17 protein-coding genes are annotated in these 17,477 nt (G+C 50.2%); 14 read left to right on the forward strand and 3 right to left on the reverse strand.

What is annotated here, in order from left to right:
* Window positions 1–81: 81 nt before the first annotated feature.
* Window positions 82–1,566, reverse strand: coding sequence for a Na+/H+ antiporter NhaC (gene nhaC, locus MIB40_RS13100; protein WP_249694975.1), 1,485 nt, complete (start codon window positions 1,564–1,566; stop codon window positions 82–84).
* 161 nt (window positions 1,567–1,727) lie between these two features.
* Here nhaC and MIB40_RS13105 point away from each other — a divergent pair, with 161 nt between their 5' ends.
* From MIB40_RS13105 to MIB40_RS13115, 3 genes are all read left to right on the forward strand, one after another.
* Window positions 1,728–2,180: a cyclic nucleotide-binding domain-containing protein gene (locus MIB40_RS13105; protein ID WP_249694977.1), complete on the forward strand. Its 453-nt coding sequence runs from the start codon at window positions 1,728–1,730 to the stop codon at window positions 2,178–2,180.
* A gap of 245 nt (window positions 2,181–2,425) precedes the next feature.
* On the forward strand, window positions 2,426–3,043 hold the full coding sequence (locus MIB40_RS13110) for a riboflavin synthase subunit alpha (protein ID WP_249694979.1): 618 nt from the start codon (window positions 2,426–2,428) through the stop codon (window positions 3,041–3,043).
* A gap of 106 nt (window positions 3,044–3,149) precedes the next feature.
* Window positions 3,150–3,899 (forward strand): substrate-binding periplasmic protein, encoded by a 750-nt coding sequence (locus MIB40_RS13115; protein ID WP_249694982.1) that lies wholly within the window; start codon window positions 3,150–3,152, stop codon window positions 3,897–3,899.
* Between the two features lie 328 nt (window positions 3,900–4,227).
* Here MIB40_RS13115 and MIB40_RS13120 read toward each other — a convergent pair whose 3' ends face one another.
* Window positions 4,228–5,169 carry a tRNA dihydrouridine synthase gene (locus tag MIB40_RS13120; RefSeq protein ID WP_249694983.1) on the reverse strand — a complete coding sequence of 314 codons (942 nt, stop codon included), beginning with the start codon at window positions 5,167–5,169 and terminating at the stop codon, window positions 4,228–4,230.
* Window positions 5,170–5,513: 344 nt separating this feature from the next.
* Here MIB40_RS13120 and MIB40_RS13125 point away from each other — a divergent pair, with 344 nt between their 5' ends.
* From MIB40_RS13125 to MIB40_RS13150, 6 genes are all read left to right on the forward strand, one after another.
* Window positions 5,514–5,762, forward strand: a complete 249-nt coding sequence (locus MIB40_RS13125; RefSeq protein ID WP_249694986.1) for an OadG family protein — start codon at window positions 5,514–5,516, stop codon at window positions 5,760–5,762.
* A gap of 65 nt (window positions 5,763–5,827) precedes the next feature.
* On the forward strand, window positions 5,828–7,612 hold the full coding sequence (oadA, locus tag MIB40_RS13130; RefSeq protein ID WP_249694989.1) for a sodium-extruding oxaloacetate decarboxylase subunit alpha: 1,785 nt from the start codon (window positions 5,828–5,830) through the stop codon (window positions 7,610–7,612).
* Between the two features lie 12 nt (window positions 7,613–7,624).
* A complete protein-coding gene (locus tag MIB40_RS13135) occupies window positions 7,625–8,929 on the forward strand; it encodes a sodium ion-translocating decarboxylase subunit beta (RefSeq protein WP_249694991.1) in 1,305 nt (434 codons plus the stop codon).
* A 140-nt stretch (window positions 8,930–9,069) separates the two neighbouring features.
* Window positions 9,070–10,287, forward strand: a complete 1,218-nt coding sequence (locus MIB40_RS13140) for a hypothetical protein (protein ID WP_249694993.1) — start codon at window positions 9,070–9,072, stop codon at window positions 10,285–10,287.
* Entirely contained in the window at window positions 10,284–11,021 is a 738-nt protein-coding gene (locus MIB40_RS13145; protein WP_249694995.1) for an OmpA/MotB family protein, read from the forward strand. Before MIB40_RS13140 ends, MIB40_RS13145 begins: the two co-directional genes overlap by 4 nt.
* Window positions 11,018–11,719, forward strand: a complete 702-nt coding sequence (locus MIB40_RS13150; protein WP_249694997.1) for a hypothetical protein — start codon at window positions 11,018–11,020, stop codon at window positions 11,717–11,719. The genes MIB40_RS13145 and MIB40_RS13150 overlap by 4 nt, the downstream gene beginning before the upstream one ends.
* A 74-nt stretch (window positions 11,720–11,793) precedes the next feature.
* Here MIB40_RS13150 and MIB40_RS13155 read toward each other — a convergent pair whose 3' ends face one another.
* Complete coding sequence (locus MIB40_RS13155) at window positions 11,794–12,141, reverse strand: hypothetical protein (protein ID WP_249694999.1); 348 nt, start codon at window positions 12,139–12,141, stop codon at window positions 11,794–11,796.
* Between the two features lie 368 nt (window positions 12,142–12,509).
* On the opposite strand from MIB40_RS13155, the gene MIB40_RS13160 reads away from it, so the two are divergent.
* From MIB40_RS13160 to MIB40_RS13180, 5 genes are all read left to right on the forward strand, one after another.
* Window positions 12,510–14,246, forward strand: a complete 1,737-nt coding sequence (locus tag MIB40_RS13160) for a diguanylate cyclase (protein ID WP_249695001.1) — start codon at window positions 12,510–12,512, stop codon at window positions 14,244–14,246.
* Window positions 14,247–14,270: 24 nt separating this feature from the next.
* Complete coding sequence (locus MIB40_RS13165; RefSeq protein WP_249695003.1) at window positions 14,271–14,720, forward strand: GNAT family N-acetyltransferase; 450 nt, start codon at window positions 14,271–14,273, stop codon at window positions 14,718–14,720.
* Between the two features lie 40 nt (window positions 14,721–14,760).
* Entirely contained in the window at window positions 14,761–15,801 is a 1,041-nt protein-coding gene (locus MIB40_RS13170) for an NAD(P)H-dependent flavin oxidoreductase (protein ID WP_249695005.1), read from the forward strand.
* A 203-nt stretch (window positions 15,802–16,004) separates the two neighbouring features.
* Window positions 16,005–16,190: a hypothetical protein gene (locus tag MIB40_RS13175; RefSeq protein ID WP_249695007.1), complete on the forward strand. Its 186-nt coding sequence runs from the start codon at window positions 16,005–16,007 to the stop codon at window positions 16,188–16,190.
* Between the two features lie 119 nt (window positions 16,191–16,309).
* A complete protein-coding gene (locus MIB40_RS13180) occupies window positions 16,310–17,359 on the forward strand; it encodes an MBL fold metallo-hydrolase (RefSeq protein ID WP_249695009.1) in 1,050 nt (349 codons plus the stop codon).
* The last annotated feature ends 118 nt before the right edge of the window (window positions 17,360–17,477 follow it).

Consider the following 17,477-nt stretch of genomic DNA (forward strand, 5'->3'; position numbering starts at 1 on the left):
CAATAATAATACGTGCTCTGGTCATTTCTCGCCATACCTTAGTTCACATTGCGAGTAATGTTTATCTTAACTGGAATTATTTTAACCCACGGTTTCGGGTTTGGCTGCCAGAGCAGCGGTGTGTTCCTCTTCGATTCGATCCATTGTCAGGTTCATGGCGCCTAGAAAGATGGAAACGAGCGGGCTGAGTATATTAAAGAAGCAGAATGGCAGGTAAGCCAGAGTAGAGACTCCCAGAACGCCGGCATGGAAAGCACCTCCAGAGTTCCAGGGCACCAGTACCGAGGTGACCGTTCCTGCATCTTCAACGGCACGTGACAAGTTTTTTGGGGCTAATCCATAACGTTTAAAGGCCCCACGGAACATGCGTGCCGGAAGCACAATAGCAATGTACTGGTCTGAAGCAGTCATATTGGTAAAAATACAGCTGGCGATGGTTGCGCCGATCAGTGAGCCGGTGCCCCGAACCACTTTTAAAATAGCTTCTGCGAGCCGCTGTAGCATGCCACAAGCTTCTAGCATGCCACCAAAAATCATGGCGCAAATGATCAGCCAGATAGTGTTGAGCATGCTGGCCATGCCACCTCGAGAGAACAGCTCGTCGATCGTTGTATTGCCGGTTTCGATAGTAAATCCTGCCGCTGCTGTGGTCAGTACTACCTTGTAAATACCGGCAATGCCCGTGTCAGTCATGGTAGATAACAGGGGTTGCTGGAACAGGGGTATGGCGGCAATGCCCAGCAAAAGGCCGATTGTCAAAGCCGGTAGCGCGGGCATGCGTCGGGCTACCATCACAATGACCAGCGCGGGCACCAACAGCAACCAGGGTGAAATATTGAAATGCTTCTCGATAGTGGTTAATACCGCCTGGATATCTTCGTTGCTGGCCATGTTGCCCTGATAAAAGTAGCCCAGGATCAGGAAACCGATGAGAGCCATAGCCATTGCCGGACCTGAGGTATATACCATATGGCGAATATGGGTGAAGATGTCGGTGCCCGCCATGGCTGGGGCCAGGTTGGTGGTATCCGACAATGGCGACATCTTGTCACCAAAGTAGGCGCCAGAAATTACGGCCCCGGCGACCATGCCGACGGGAACACCTAACGTATGCCCTATGGCTATTAACGCGATACCAATGGTGCCGCTGGTGGACCAGCTGCTTCCGGTGCAGAGGGCTACAATGGCGCTGATCAGGCAGGCGACGAACAGGAACACGTTGGGATTGATCAGTTGAAGCCCGTAATAAATCATCAGGGGCACGATTCCGCTCATCATCCAGATAGAAATCAAAGAGCCAACGATCAGCAGTATCAGCGTGGCCTGCAGAGCCATACTGATGGAGTTGATCATGGCATCTTCGAGGGTTTTATAAGGCAGCTTGAGCGCGAAAATACCAATGCAGGCAGCGAATATGGAAGAAAGCAGCAAAGCGTACTGGTTGGGGCCGAATGTAGAATCATCTTTATAGATGACAACATTGATGACCATCATTACGATCAGGAACAGTAGCGGAAATAGGGAAACAATAAGGTTAGGTCGAGGCGTATTTTCGGTAGTTTCCATCTAAGGAATGTCCCCAGTTATTATTAATATCAGCATTATTGTAGACAGCATATCATCGCTTCAGGGAAAATTGTGACCGATCACCCGTCACAATCAATAGATCCTTTTATAATCGCCGCCATATCGGGCAAAGGTAGCCCGTTGCTACAGGAGTAATACGGATGAATATCAAGCAGTTGTTAATGAACAACTCGCTGTTTGAGCAGCTGACAGCGGATGAGTTGGATTATGTTGTGGCCCTGATGCGGCCGCATGAGTTGCCAGCCAATACCACCGTTTTCAAGGAGGGTGCGCACGGCAATTATGTATGTTTTGTGATGCAAGGCAGTCTGCAGGTTCTGAAGTCTAAGGATAATGGCCAGGAATCCGTTATTGCGACGCTCGGTGAAGGTCAATCGGTTGGAGAAATGGCCATCATTGATGGTTTGCCTCGATCGGCCACAGTTCGTTCTGCTACCGCTTCTTCCCTACTGCTACTAAAGCGAGAGGATTTCAATACCCTGTTATCCAGGCACCCTGAGACGGCTGCCAAGATCCTTAAGGCGATCGCCAAAATGTTGAGTATCCACCTGAGAAAAACCTCAGGAGAGCTATCCAACCTGCTGTTTGCTTGATTGAAATAGGGCCGCTTCCTGTTTCTTCAAGCGGTCATACCCTGAGTTATAATTGTGTTCATGCATGCCTGATACATTAATGTCGTTCTGTTGTGTATCAGGTTTGGCATCTGTTCCCCGTCAGGGGTGGTCAGCCGAGAATCTGATTTATAATCAAGGTTGCAGCAACACCGATCGTTTGCGGTTGCTATTCGCAGGTATTACTTAGTCCAATCTACCCCTTCTTGTTTGTTTCTGGAGAGTTCATGTTTACCGGAATTGTGCAGTGTTCTTTGCCACTGTCAGGGCTCGAATCCAAACCTGGTTTGAAGCGCTTTTGGTTCGATTTTCCCTCTGAGATGTTGGCCGATTTGTCGTTGGGTGCCAGCGTAGCTGTCAATGGAGCCTGTTTAACTGTTGCTGCAATTGATGGTTCCCGGATTGGGTTTGATGTGATGCAGGAAACTCTGAGGGTGACCAATTTGGCGCAACTTGAGAGTGGATCTTATGTGAACCTTGAGCGTGCCGCCCGTTTTAATGATGAAATTGGGGGCCATCTGTTGTCTGGTCATGTTCATGACCGAGTAGAGGTACTTTCGGTAGAACGGCCTGAAAATAACTGCATTATCACTTTTTCATTAGCCCCTGAGTGGCAACCTTATCTATTTGCCAAAGGTTTTGTAGCTCTTAATGGAGCCAGTTTAACGGTGGGTGAAGTTGAGCCGGGGCAGTTTAATGTATACCTGATTCCGGAAACCCTGAAAATCACAACGTTCGACAATTTAAAAGTCGGGGACAAGGTGAATCTTGAAATCGATAGCCAGACCCAGGTGATCGTGGATACCGTTAAGCGCATGTCAGAGGCTGGCCAGATCCATCGGTAGAGGAGGGCAGTTCCTATCCAATCGGTGCCGAGGTAAACTGGCCGAAATATAAATAGAAACCGTCACTGAAGCCTCAATCCGAGGTTGCTTGTTATAAGGATGATTCATGCCCAGCCTATTCCTGTTTCGCACACTTGTTGGTGCCTTATTGTTGAGTTGTTTGTCGTTTTCGGTTTCCACGCTAGCCCAGCTACAGGTTGCCGCCAGCACTTGGCCTCCTTATGTCGATGAAAATGCCGAACGCAGAGGCGCGGCGACGGTAATTGTTGAGGAAGCCTTGAAGCGTGCCGGTTACGATCTGAATATGGTCGTCGACATCTGGCCACGATCCCTCGAAGGGACTCGTTCTGGCGTTTATGACGTCATTGCAGCGGCCTGGTACTCTGACGAGCGCAATAAAGAACTGGCGTTCAGCAAACCCTTCCTGAAAAACAATCTTAAATTTGTGGTGGTCAAGAATCGTGGTCTGAAATACGACCAACTGGAAGATCTGAATGGTAAAATGATCGGTACGATTATCGATTACGCTTACGGTGAACCCTTTGATAGCGCAAGCCTGGCTATAAGAGCGCCGGCAAATCATACTATTCAGAACCTGCGCCGGCTGACGTTAGGGCAAATTGATATGGTTCTGGCTGATGAGCAAGAAGCCCTTTACCTGATTAGAACCTTGCTGCCGGATCAGGCAAATAACCTCGAAATCTTACCTCGCGCCATTTCAACCAATGGTTTGCATATCGCGGTGAGCCGAGAGCACCCTCAGCACCAGGAAATCCTGAAGGCTTTTAACGCGGAAATTGAAACCATGAATGCGGATGGTTCTCTGAAAAAGATCTTGCAGGATTATGGCATGTAGACGAGCCTTTCAGGCTTCTTTTACGATAAAGTTCGGCTCTGCCTGACAGGCTATACGGCTACCTTAAGGCACCTCTGATCAATTCAGATAGATCTCTGCGGATCCTGAAAATGGTTTTTATCAAGGTGAAGTTCGCCGTTCATGTCGAGACCTGAGCAAGGGCTTCAACACCGAGAAAAACCATTTTTAGGACCGCCCTACGGGGCTTTCGGGCGAATCCAGCCTCTTTGTTACGCCTTTTAGAAAGGTCTCGACCTTACTGCAAAGGCGTGTCGTGATTCTGAATTCGCCTGAAAGCCAGAGTTCATCTGAATTAATCAGAGGTGCTTTAAGCATTGGATTGAAGCAGTTGCTGTATTTGCGTGGCTTGTTTTAAGGGCTTGATGCGCTCGAATAGATCCTGGGCCTGCTGGTAACCCGGGGCGAGAAAGCCGAGCCATTGTTTGACCCGTTGGCACAGGTGCTTTTCCGGGTAGTGCGGTTCTGTTACCCGATAAAAATCCAGCAATAAGGGGTGGATCTGCTGCCAGGCTTGCTCAGGGTTCGGGTCCGCTTGTTGCGCCTTTATCTGCCGGGACAGCAAAGGGTTGCGCAATGCTCCGCGCCCGAGCATGACGTGTTCACACCCGCTGGCTTCAACGCATTTCAAATAATCGCTGTAGGTCCAGATCTCCCCGTTAGCGATAAGCGGAAGTTTCACCACTTCGCCAATGCGCGCAATCCACTCCCAATGTGCAGGTGGTCGATAACCCTGGCTTTTGGTGCGTGCATGTACCGTCAGGGCGCTGGCGCCACTGCTTTCTATGGCGCAGGCATTCTCAAGGGTAAGACTGGTGTCTGCGTATCCGAGGCGCATCTTGGCGCTGACGGGAATCGCATCGGGGACTGCTCGGCGAACAGCACTGACGATTCTGGCCACCTGCTCGGGTTCGTTCAGTAGCAGGGCGCCACCACCGTGGCGGTTAACCATCTTGGCGGGACAGCCGAAATTGAGATCGATCCCCGGAGCTCCCATTTCTACTACTTTATGAGCGTTTTCCCCCATTAACAGAGGATCGCTTCCCAGCAGTTGCACATGCACAGGGCAACCTGATGCTGTCTGACAGCCGTTTTCAAGTTCTGGCAAGTAGCGTTTGAAAACCCGTTGCGGCAACAGGGTGTTACTGACCCGTACAAATTCGCTGATGCAGAGATCGAACTCGCCATGCTCGGTTAGCAGGGCGCGCATGCTGTGGTCGGCGATACCCTCCATCGGGGCGAGCAGTAACATAGGGTGGATCTCCATAAATGGGGGCGTAACTGTAGTGGTAGCGTGTAAGCAAATCAACTCAGGGAATTATGGCAGCCCTGTCGTGATGTTTGGAAAAGGAGCTGGTAGAATAAAACGCGCGTTTGATTTTTTTGCGTAAGACCTTTCGCCTATAGCTGTAAGTGTCTGATACGGAGAAAATTCAACACGCTATAAGAAGCGTATAATTTGCCAGGTACCCGGATACAGGGTAAATTAGCGCCGACTTTGGCTACCAATATCTCGGCGTTGATCGAGAAGGGCGCTTTAGCTAGCGGCCAGCGTAGCCGAGTTATTACAAACACTATAAATGAAGGATGAATATCATGACCCAACCGGATCTTATGAGCGAAGGTATTAACCTTATGCTATTCGGAATGGGTTTCGTGTTCGTGTTTTTGACTCTGCTGGTGTTTTCGACCACCGCGATGTCAAAAATTGCTGGCAGGTTTGACTCCGCAGAGCCCGAACCAGCAGCCAGCCGACCTGTAGCCGCGCCACAAGGGGGACCGGCTCAGGACCAGAAACTGCTTTCCATCATTAATGAGGCGATCAAACAGCATCGCGAGCGTTAATGACGGATGTCGACCGACTGGTACGTGAACCCAACGCAATATTCAGTAAATAAAGGCCATAATCCATGACCGCTACCAAGAAGCCATTAGGTATAACCGACGTCGTACTTCGCGACGCCCATCAGTCCCTGTTTGCAACCCGTCTGCGTATTGACGATATGCTCCCAATTGCCGAGAAGCTCGATAATATCGGCTATTGGTCTCTGGAATCCTGGGGGGGCGCTACCTTTGACTCCTGCATCCGTTATCTTGGCGAAGATCCCTGGGATCGTATTCGCGAATTGAAAAAAGCGATGCCAAAAACCCCTCAGCAGATGTTGTTGCGAGGTCAGAATTTGCTGGGATATCGTCACTACGCCGATGACGTGGTGGACAAGTTTGTTGAGCGCGCTGCCGAAAACGGGGTTTCGGTATTCCGTGTATTTGATGCAATGAACGACCCGCGCAACCTCAAACGCGCATTGGAAGCGGTCAAGAAACAGGGGCAGCACGCCCAGGGTACAATTTCCTACACAACCAGTCCCGTACACAATCTTGATGCCTGGATCGATCTGGCCAAGCGCATCGAAGATATGGGCGTTGATTCCATCGCGATCAAGGATATGTCGGGCATCCTGACACCCTACGATGCCTACGAGCTGGTGAGTCGCCTTAAGGCCGAAACCGACGTGCGTATTCATTTGCACTCTCATGCGACCTCTGGCCTCTCCTCCATGACCATCCTCAAGGCTGTCGAGGCGGGTATCGATAACGTCGATACTGCTATCTCCTCCATGAGCGAAACCTACGGACATTCCGCAACCGAAGCCGTTGTTGCCGCGTTGCAGGGTACTGATCGCGATACCGGTCTGGATGTACTGCAGATCGAAGAAATTGCGGCCTACTTCCGCGTAGTACGTAAGAAATACGCCAAGTTTGAAGGGGCCCTGAAGGGCGTTGACTCCCGTATTCTGGTAGCCCAGGTGCCTGGCGGCATGCTGACCAATATGGAGAGCCAGCTGAAGGATCAGGGTGCTTCCGATAAATTTGATGAAGTATTGCAAGAGATTCCACGGGTTCGCGAAGATCTTGGTTATATTCCTCTGGTTACACCAACGTCCCAGATTGTGGGTACCCAGGCGGTTCTGAATATTCTGACGGGTGAGCGCTACAAGTCGATCTCCAAGGAAACCCAGGGCATTCTCAAGGGTGAATACGGAGCGGCCCCCGCGCCTTATAACAAGGAACTGCAGGACCGCGTTCTCGATGGGGCCGAAGCAATCACCTGCCGTCCCGGTGACCTGCTTGACAATGAACTGGACAAGATCGTTGCCGATGTAGAAGCCTTGTCAAAAGATAAAGGGTTCAAGCTTTCTGATAATTCCATTGACGATGCATTAACCTTTGCCCTGTTCCCTCAGATCGCGCCGAAATTCCTCGAGAATCGAGGCAATCCCGATGCCTTCGAACCTGCTCCGACGGGCAATGAAGGTGCTGCGGTCACAACCGCTGAAGGCGAAGAGGTTTACACCGTTAAGGTCGATGGTGGCGAGTACACGGTAACCGTGGCCAACGGCGGAGATGTAACCGGTATTGTTCAGGTCGGTGGTAGTGCAGTTCCTGCTGCCAGTGCATCAGCTGCAGCCCCGGTAACGGGTGGTGAGCCTATGCCATCTCCGTTGGCAGGTAATATCTGGAAGGTCCATGTTGCTCCAGGGCAGCAGGTTCAGGAGGGTGATCTGTTGATCATCCTTGAGGCGATGAAGATGGAAACCGAAATTCGTGCACCCAAGGCGGGCACCGTCGGTTCTGTTGACGTCAAGGAAGGGGACGCCGTTGTTGTCGGTGCAACCCTGTTGACCATTGCCTGAGGGGTTTGACCAATGGATAAACTGCTAACGCTTTGGTACGGCTCCGGCATCTACAACATGGATTTTCCACAGTTTGTGATGATCCTCGTTGGTTTGGGCCTGCTGTACCTTGCTATCAAGAAAAACTTCGAGCCCCTGTTGCTGATTCCTATCGGCTTCGGTGGCATCCTTGCCAACATTCCAGAGGCTGGACTCGCTTACTCAGCGGTTGAGCAGGCCATCCATATGGCCAAACCGGAAGTGCTGGAAGCCTTGTCCCAGGTTCTGGGTGTGGCTGCGACGGATCCCTCAGCTCTGGCTCACGCCTATGAGAGTTCAGACGCCGTATCTCACCAGGCCGCAATCAATATTGCCAAGGACATGGGATACAGCAATGGCGTCCTGTACAGCTTTTATACCGCGGTAATTGCCAGTGGTGCTGGCCCATTGATTATATTTATGGGCGTAGGCGCGATGACCGATTTTGGTCCATTGCTGGCAAACCCCAAGACGCTGTTCCTCGGTGCTGCTGCTCAGTTTGGCATCTTTGCCACGGTGCTGGGTGCAGTGACCATGAGCTCTATGGGAATCATGGATTTCTCTGTGGCACAGTCTGCCGCGATCGGTATCATCGGTGGTGCCGATGGCCCTACCTCGATCTATGTGGCGAGCGTTCTAGCGCCTGAGTTGCTGGGTGCGATTGCGGTTGCGTCCTACTCCTACATGGCGCTGGTGCCGCTGATTCAGCCACCGATCATGAAGGCGCTGACCACTGAAGAAGAGCGTAAGCTGCAAATGAGCCAGCTGCGCCATGTCGGTAAAACCGAAAAGATCGTTTTCCCGCTGGTCTTGCTGGTGCTGGTAGCTTTACTGCTACCCGATGCGGCACCACTGTTGGGTATGTTCTGCTTCGGTAACCTGATGAAGGAATGTGGCGTGGTCGATCGCCTGAGCGATACAGCACAAAATGCCCTGATCAATATCGTTACCATCTTCCTGGGACTCTCTGTGGGCTCCAAGCTGGTGGCCGACAAGTTCCTGCAAGCAGAAACCCTGGGTATTCTAGCGCTGGGTATCGTTGCTTTCGGTATTGGTACCGCCTCTGGGGTATTGATGGCCAAGGTGATGAACAAGATGAGCAGCACGCCTATCAACCCGTTGATCGGCTCTGCCGGTGTCTCTGCAGTACCTATGGCTGCACGAGTCTCCAACAAGATTGGTTTGCAGGCCAATCCGCAAAACTTCCTGTTGATGCACGCCATGGGACCTAATGTCGCTGGTGTCATTGGTTCTGCGGTAGCTGCGGGTGTGATGATCAAGTACGTCTCTGGCGGCTGATCGCTTCTGCTCTAAGTACTTGAACAGGTCCTTCGGGGCCTGTTTTGCGTTTGGGGGCTCGCTTCACGGGGCGAGGTAATTGCTCTACTATCGATGCTAAACAGATTGAGTCGCTAAACCCCACAGAAGGTGCGCTGCCGATGGAGATAACTGCCTCCTTTCCAACCCTGAGCCTGGCCATGATAGGCTTGGTGACATTGCTGACCCTGCTGTTTCATGTGCTGAGCTTTAATGCGCAGACGGCCAGTAATGCTCCTACCATCCTGACCAGTCTAGGCATATTTGGCACCTTTCTGGGGGTGGCTCTCGGACTTCTGGATTTTGATACGGAAAATATTCAAGCCAGCGTTCCTGACTTGATCGACGGCCTCAAAACCGCTTTCTGGTCTTCCATTGCGGGGCTGGCGGGAGCATTAAGTATCAAGCTTCGTTATTTGCTGGAGCTACGCCGTGATCGTGCCAGCCGCGAACAGATACGCATGGCGACAGTCGATGATCTGGCTCAGCTGTTGGCCCAGATTCGTGATCAGCAGCAGGACGCCAACGACGCGCGGCATGAAGGGGAGATGCTGGCGGTGATGAAAACAATGCAGCAGGACAACCAGAAGCAGCTCACAACATTGAATCAACAGTTGGGTGAGTACCAGCAACAGATGGTTGATGCGAACACCCAGGCTTTGGTCGGTGCCCTGGAAACCGTTATGCATGATTTTAATACCCGTATTAATGAGCAATACGGAGAGAATTTCCGCCACTTGAACGAAGCCGTAGGAGAAATGCTGCGTTGGCAGCAGGCGTATCAGAAGCAGCTTGATACCTTGATTCTGCAACAGCAAAAGACCGGCGATATCATGCAGGAAGCCACTCGAAGCCATGAACGGGTCGTGGAGCAAACCAAGGTGTTCAGTACGGTATCCGAGGCCCTCGAAGGGATGCTTGCGGGCTTGGAGACACAGAGTAAAGGCTTAGAGGGTTATCTGTCTGCCTTGTCCTCGCTGGTCAGTAACGCCGGCGAAGGCTTACCTCAGCTCGAAGACCGTTTCGAGGTATTAACCGGACAGCTATATAAGGCAATTACGACCAATAGCGAGCAGACTCAGCGCCTGCTCGAGAATAGCAGCGAGCAATTTGCCAAAGCCCAGGAGGCATTGAACCAGCAAGTTACACAGATGCTGGCGCAGAATGAACAACAGGTTGAACGGCTCGACCGGTCCATGGAAGAGGAGCTGAACAAGGCACTACAGAGTTTTGGTTATCAGTTGACGGCGTTATCGGAAAAGTTTGTCAGCGATTATGCCCCGCTGACCGAGCGTTTACGTGAAGTCGTGGCCATCGCACAAGATTCGGAGGTGCGGTGAAGCAAGAACAGCCCAGTGGGCTCGATAACCAACGAGTCGAAGAACTCGAACACGAAGAGCATTGGGTGGCGGTCAGCGACTTAATGGGCGGCTTAATGATGGTGTTCCTGCTAATTGCCTTAGTGTTTATGGTGATCGTTGAGCTGGAGAGGCGCAAGATTCATGATGTTGCGGTGGTCTATGAGCGTTTAAGAACCCAGCTTTATGAGGACCTGCGTCGCGAGTTTGCCGATGATCTTCCTCGTTGGGGAGCCGAGCTTAACAAGGATTTGAGTATTCGCTTTCTGCGCACGGAGCTGTTGTTCGATCGAGGTGTCGCGGATTTAAAACCTGATTTTTCCGCCATACTGGCTGATTTTTTTCCTCGTTACGTGCGTATTATTGCCTCTGACCGTTATCGTCAGGATATAAAAGAGGTGCGCATCGAAGGCCATACGGATCGTGGTTGGTCCGATGCAAAGACGCCAGACGATGCCTATATTCGCAATATGGAGCTGTCACAGACACGAACCCGGACTACCTTGGCTTACCTGCTAGGCCTGGAAACGGTGGCGTATAGAAAGCCTTGGCTGAAGTCACACCTGACCGCCAATGGATTGTCGTCTTCCAAACCGGTGTTATTGGCTGATGGTAGCGAAGACAGCGACCGTTCCCGCCGGGTTGAATTCCGTTTGCGGACCGATGCAGAATCACGAATAGAAGCGATTCTACGAGAGGGGGAAATGGCGCCTTGAAACTCACCAATTTCCTCGAGTTTGATGCTTTCAACCAGTTGCGCGAACAGATTGGGACTCGGCGGCTTGGGTATTTTGAGTTGTTTGACCCTCATTTTCATCTTACCGGAGATGAACGAATCCACTTGGAGCAAGAAGGCTTTTTGGTGAATCCGGCACAGGTTCAGCGCCTTGTTGATGGTACTTTCGCTTATAAAAATAGCCGGGTTATCTGTTATCTGGCACAGCCTTCCAGCCAGCAATTACAAGCCAAACCTCTCTGTTACCATCTGACGGATTGCGATGACCTTCTAGCTGACCTCAATTCATTAGAATCGAATACTAAGATATTGCGAGTGACCACCGCCTGCAGTGGCGTTTTCCCTGTTCGCATAGAGAATGAAATTGAGCTGCGCCAACTTGGGGTGTGTGAAGGTTGTTTGCAAAAGCTGGGCTTTGAAGGTTTTGATGTACAAAGGAATCGCCGACGTGCATGGAGTTTGCAACTATTGGAGGCCTTTAGTCCGGAAGGCTTTTTTGCCCGCTACCGACAATATCCAGTCAAGCCTGAGGAGTTTGCTGGTCGAACTGCTGTTGTCGGTCATAGGGAAGGGGATGCACTGGGTAATGAACGCCAAAGCCATGAATCGGCGAGTTCTGACAGACACACAAATATTAACTGGTGGGAAATACGGAGAAAATCGGCATTAAGTGAGTAATTCGGGAAGCTATTGTTGGGCTGGCATCAGCCAAGGTCGAATAGCTTCCCATTCGTTAATGCAAAATGGATGGCTCAAGCCTGCAAGGTTGCCTCGGCGGAATACTCCCGACGTTGACTTAAAGCGCGACTCTTTTTGTAAATGATCTTGGGTAAGGCACGCGGCTTGCGGCGGGCTTCAAGATCGGCCATTTCCGCCATGCTTAAGCCCTCACGGTTGCCTGGGTGGCGTTCGATCTTTCGGGAATCCTGTGCATGTTCTACGGACTGAGCTTGTTCTTGCTCCTGCATACGCATGTTATGACGCATACGATATGGGTGACCATGAGTACGGCGAGCCTTGCGTTCATTGTCCGCCTTAGGCTGAGGTGGTTTTTCTCCAGTGAACTGCTCGTATACGGTGGTATAAAGATATTTGCTCATCTGCCGTTCCTTAGGGAAGAATGCTTCCCGTCATGTTATCCATCTGATGGTGACATTTTAGGGCTTGAGTGGATGGGTAAAAATAGGTATCTGTACCTAAAAAACTGTGGAAAATCGGGCTCTTAGCGCACTTTTTAGTGCCACAGAAATGAGACCATAAAACCGGGTGGAGAGTTTCTTTGTGTTCTGTAAAGGTTATGCAAAGTACCGTTCATAGGATCCAGTGAAAGGCGCTTTGTAATGTCAGTTAGCAGCAAAGCAATTATTGTGGTTCTATAGTGCCTATCAGAACGCAAGATAGCGTCAAACACTGCTTCAGGATGGTGGCAGCGTTATGAGAATAATAGATAAAGGGGTGTTCGCAGGGGATGCGTAAGCTTGTCTGTTTGTTAATCTGGATCAGTCCGTTTTGTTGGGCTCAGCCACAACCATTTCTTCTTGAGGGTGACCTTCGGGCGGCACCATTGTGGCAGTACGCAGAAGTATTATTTGATCCATCAGGCGCTTTGACGATTGAGCAGGTTAGAAGTCCTGCCCGAGATAAAGAATTTCTCCCGTTAACGAAGAGCATGCTGAATCAAGGGATTACCGATCATGCCTATTGGATAAAAGTGCAAATAAAAAACCCTACGCCGCAGGCAGTAGCATGGATAGTAACGCCTGAAACCTCTTACATGGATCGCTTCGATGCTTACCTGTTTGAAGATAAGGCGTTACCAAAAGTGTTTCTGTTGTCTGATTTTAAACCCTTTTCAGAGCGTCCAATCCCTTATCGGAAGTTGAATTTTCAGCACCGAACCGACAGTGGTGGGCTCACGACGCTCTACCTTCGAGCGCAGATGGTATTGCCTGATACGATGACTCTGACGTTTCATCTGTGGGAAAAGGAACAGTTCTATCACACTCTGATTAATGACTATTTTTTTTATGGCGGTTACTTCTCCGCACTATTGCTGCTTGCATTAGTATGCCTGTTCCTTTGGTTATCGCTGAAAGAAAGTATTTACGGGACTTACCTGTGTTACATCCTCTCCAATGTGTTGATGTGGGGCTGTCTCATGGGTTTTACCTACCAGTACCTGTTGCCAAACTACCCGATACTCAATAATGAGATATTTAATCCGGCCTTTTTGCTGATGGCGCTTTTTGCCATTCAGTTTAGTCGTCAGTTTCTGAATACTCCGGACCATATACCCAATGCAGATATGGTGCTGCGCTACCTTGCCTACTCCATGATGGTGATCGTGGGATTAAGGTTGTTAGGGGTGTACGAACTGGTTGTCTACCTTACCTATATTGCTCTAGCCGCTTTGCTGGTTCTGCCCTGGATTGGTTGGCTCTGTTACCGAAAAGGCGTTATTTACGCTCGCTGGTATATTTTTGCCTGGATGATCTATTTGATTGGTATTAGTGGCAGTGTGCTGTCGGCATCCGGTGTCATCAGTTGGGGGAAAGCCCCTATTTTGTATACCCAAATTGCTGGCTTGATAGAGATATTGGTTTTAGCGGTAGCTATGTCGGATAAGGTTCGGCAATTGAAAACGGGTTATGAAAGAGCAACCAAAGAATCGGTCGAGGATCCATTAACCGGGTTAGGTAATCGGCGCCTTCTTGAACAACGTTTTGAGCGAATGGTGGAGTATTGTGAACCATCGCGGCCGCTGTTTTTATTGTTGCTTGATATCGACCATTTTAAAAACATCAATGATCGTTATGGCCATCTTGCCGGAGATGCAGTTCTTGAACGTTTGGCCTCCATCATGAAATGGCAAAGCCGACCGGAAGATGCCCAGGTAAGATACGGTGGAGAAGAGTTTGTCTTGCTGTTATCCCTGAAAGATACACCGGAAGTGTTACAGGTGGCTGAGCGGATTCGTGATCAGTTTGCAAAAACACCTACAGTCATAGGATCCATGTCAATTACACATACATTGAGTGTCGGTATCGCCAAGGTGGATCGTTCCAGTCATGATCTGAATTTAGCACTGGATCAAGCTGACAGGGCACTGTATTTGGCTAAACAAAGCGGCAGAAATCGGGTGCAGCAATATTGCGCTGAAGAATGCAATGCAAACAATAAACTCAGTATAGAGTGCAGTGATTGAACGTTCACATGACATGTTAGATTTATGATTGAATTTCAGGTTGCAAAAGGCTCGGATATCCCTTTGGCCTTATTGTTGGAAGCCGATCCTAGCGAATTAAAGATTAATAAATACCGCAGCAAAAGTTCGGCAGTCGTTGCTGTGAAGGATGATGATATTGTCGGCGCCTGCCTGTTATTGCCGCTTGATGCCAGTAATATTGAATTGATTAATATTGCCGTGGATCCTGGTCAACAGGGAAAAGGTATTGGTGTTCAGTTGTTGCAACGCGCCCTTGGGTTTGCCAGGGAGCAGGGCTATCAGGCTATTGAGTTGACGACGGGAACCTTTGGTTATCAACTGGCTTTTTATCAACGACAAGGCTTTCGAGCTGTCGAGTTAGTCCGGGACTATTTCCTGAATCAATATCCGCAATTACTGATAGAAGATGGTATACAGCATAAAGATATGCTCAGATTACGCCTCCAGCTCTAGTTCGGTTTCGGAAGAGCGGTTGAATCATTGAGGGATTTTTATGCAAGCTATGGAATGTTTTGCCGGAACGGAATTGCCGATTATCCAAGCCCCAATGGCTGGCGTTCAGGGAAGTACCCTGGCGATAGCGGTAAGCAATGCGGGAGGTTTAGGTTCGTTACCCTGTGCCATGTTATCTCAGGATGCGCTGATAAAGGAACTGACCACCATAGCAGCGCATACGGACCGGCCTTATAACCTGAATTTTTTTGCCCATCGACCTGAACCCGAAAGTGCAACGAGCAAGTCGCGCTGGCTAGAAGTACTATCTCCCTATTTTCAGGAATGGTCTATCCATTCGAACGATATTGCAGGTGGTCCCAGCCGAGCCCCTTTCAGTAAGGCGATCGCCGATCTTATTGAACCCTTCAGGCCGCCCGTTATCAGTTTTCATTTTGGACTGCCTGAGCCGAGGTTATTGCAGCGAATAAAAAGTTGGGGAAGCCTGATCATCAGTACTGCGACCACGGTAGACGAAGCGTTGTGGTTAGAAAAACAAGGCGCCGATGCCATAATCGCTCAGGGTCTGGAGGCGGGCGGTCATCGTGGCAGCTTCCTCAATTCAGACTTGAATACACAACTGGGAACCTTTGCATTATTGCCGCAAATTATCGATGCCGTTGATCTTCCAGTGATTGCAGCCGGAGGTATTGCTGATGCCAAAGGCGTGCAAGCAGTGATGGGATTAGGCGCAGTTGCGGCTCAGGTTGGCACTGCCTTTTTGCTCTGCCCCGAGGCGACAACCTCTGAGGTGCATCGTCTGGCGTTACAAGATTCCAGGAGCCGTCCAACCGTACTAACCAATGTGTTTTCCGGGGGAGTAGCAAGGGGGCTAGAGAATCGTGCAATACGCGAACTGGGGCCAATCAGTGAGGCGGCTCCTGACTTCCCCTATGCTTCTTCAGCCATTGCACCGCTAAGAAGTGCGGCAGAGGCTGCAGGGAAAGATGATTTCTCTCCCTTGTGGTGTGGCCAGAATCGGTCGGGGTGCAAAACCCTGCCAGCGAGTGAGTTAACACGTCGGCTGGCAGGCGTTGCTTGATCAAATGGACAGTCTTATTAGTTCATCATTTTCCTTTCGATTTGCGAATGAGAATGTATAAAAGACTGTTCATTTGAAAATGATATATCAAAAACTGTTCCAGAATTTATACTCAAATATAGTGGCTTGTACGCATGGTCAGATTGCCTGTTGAAGGGTAGTCTGACTACAGTTTCAGAATAGATTTAGAAAGAGAGATGGTCATGCCAGACGTGAATTTAACTCGTGAGATCTGCAATAAATTGCATGAAGCACCCAAAGATGTGAAGGAGCGTGCAGAAGATGTGAAGCACTCCATTCATCAAGGAAAACACGATCTGAAAAATGTTGAGAAAGAGCGTTCTGGTTATCAGCAGCCAGGACTCTGGAATAGCTGGCGGGTAGAGTAAATTCCGACCAACAGGGCCGAACATGAAACGTACGGCCGCAATGTTTCTGGGATATTCCAGAAATTATGTAGTACAACATCTGTTAGTATGGACAGTTAGACCTGACCAGAGCTACTGCCATGCCTTCATCTCCTGTTGCGCGAGCCGCGTTGCACTATCCTTTTGCTTCCAAACCAGAATCTGGCCAGCTCCTTGAAGTGGCTCAGGGACTGCATTGGTTGCGCATGCCGCTGCCTTTTTCCCTGAATCACATTAACCTTTGGTTACTGGATGAGGAGGAGGGTTTCACGCTGGTTGATACCGGGCTGGCGGATGATCGGTCCATTGATATCTGGCAAGAACTGTTCGAGAGCGCCTTGGCTGGTAAGGCTTTGAACCGTATGCTGGTCACTCACATGCACCCGGATCATCTGGGGTTGGCTGGATGGCTCCATGAACGCAGTGGGGCGCCACTGTATATCACCCGTACAGAATATCTGTCTTGTCGTAGCTTATTGCAGTATTCCCATGAGCAGGCCCCTGAGGATGCCATCGGATTTTATCGGGCGGCAGGTTTTGATGAGCAACAGCTAAGCTACTATCGCTCCCAGTTCGGAGGTTTTGGCCGCATGATGCGTGGAGTTCCTCACAGTTTTGAGCGATTGCAAGATGGGGATTTGATAAGCATCGGCTCGCGTGACTGGCGGGTCATTATTGGTCAGGGACATTCTCCCGAACACGCTTGCTTGTTCTGTGAAACTGAAAATATTTTTATTTCAGGGGACCAACTGTTGCCTACGATCTCTTCCAACGTCAGCGTTTGGCCATCGGAGCCGAACGGAGACCCTCTGGATTTGTGGTTGCAGAGCTGCCATCGTTTGGCGAATTTGCTGGATGAGGAGACGCTGGTTTTGCCTTCGCACGGAAAGCCTTTTACCGGGGCCCCGACGCGCTTGCATCAGTTGATTGATGAGCATGAAGCGGACCTCACCGCTTTGCAGGCCTTTTGTGATCAGCCAAAGCGGGCAGTGGATTGCTTTGAGGTTCTGTTTCGTGCACCGATAAATCGTCATAACCTGATTATGGCGACGGGAGAAAGCCTGGCACACCTCAAGTGCCTTGAAAAGCGCAACCTGATCAAGCGCCAACGGGATGCGTCGGGCGTTGATTGGTACCAAACTCTTGCTTAAGGCACCTCTGATTAATTCTGATTAACTCTGGCTTTCAGGCGAATTCAGAATCGCGACACGCCTTTGCAGTAAGGTCGAGACCTTTCAAAAAGGCGTAACAAAGAGGCTGGATTCGCCC

The sequence above is a fragment of the Aestuariirhabdus haliotis genome (genome assembly GCF_023509475.1).
GTDB classification, from domain to species: Bacteria; Pseudomonadota; Gammaproteobacteria; order Pseudomonadales; family Aestuariirhabdaceae; genus Aestuariirhabdus; species Aestuariirhabdus haliotis.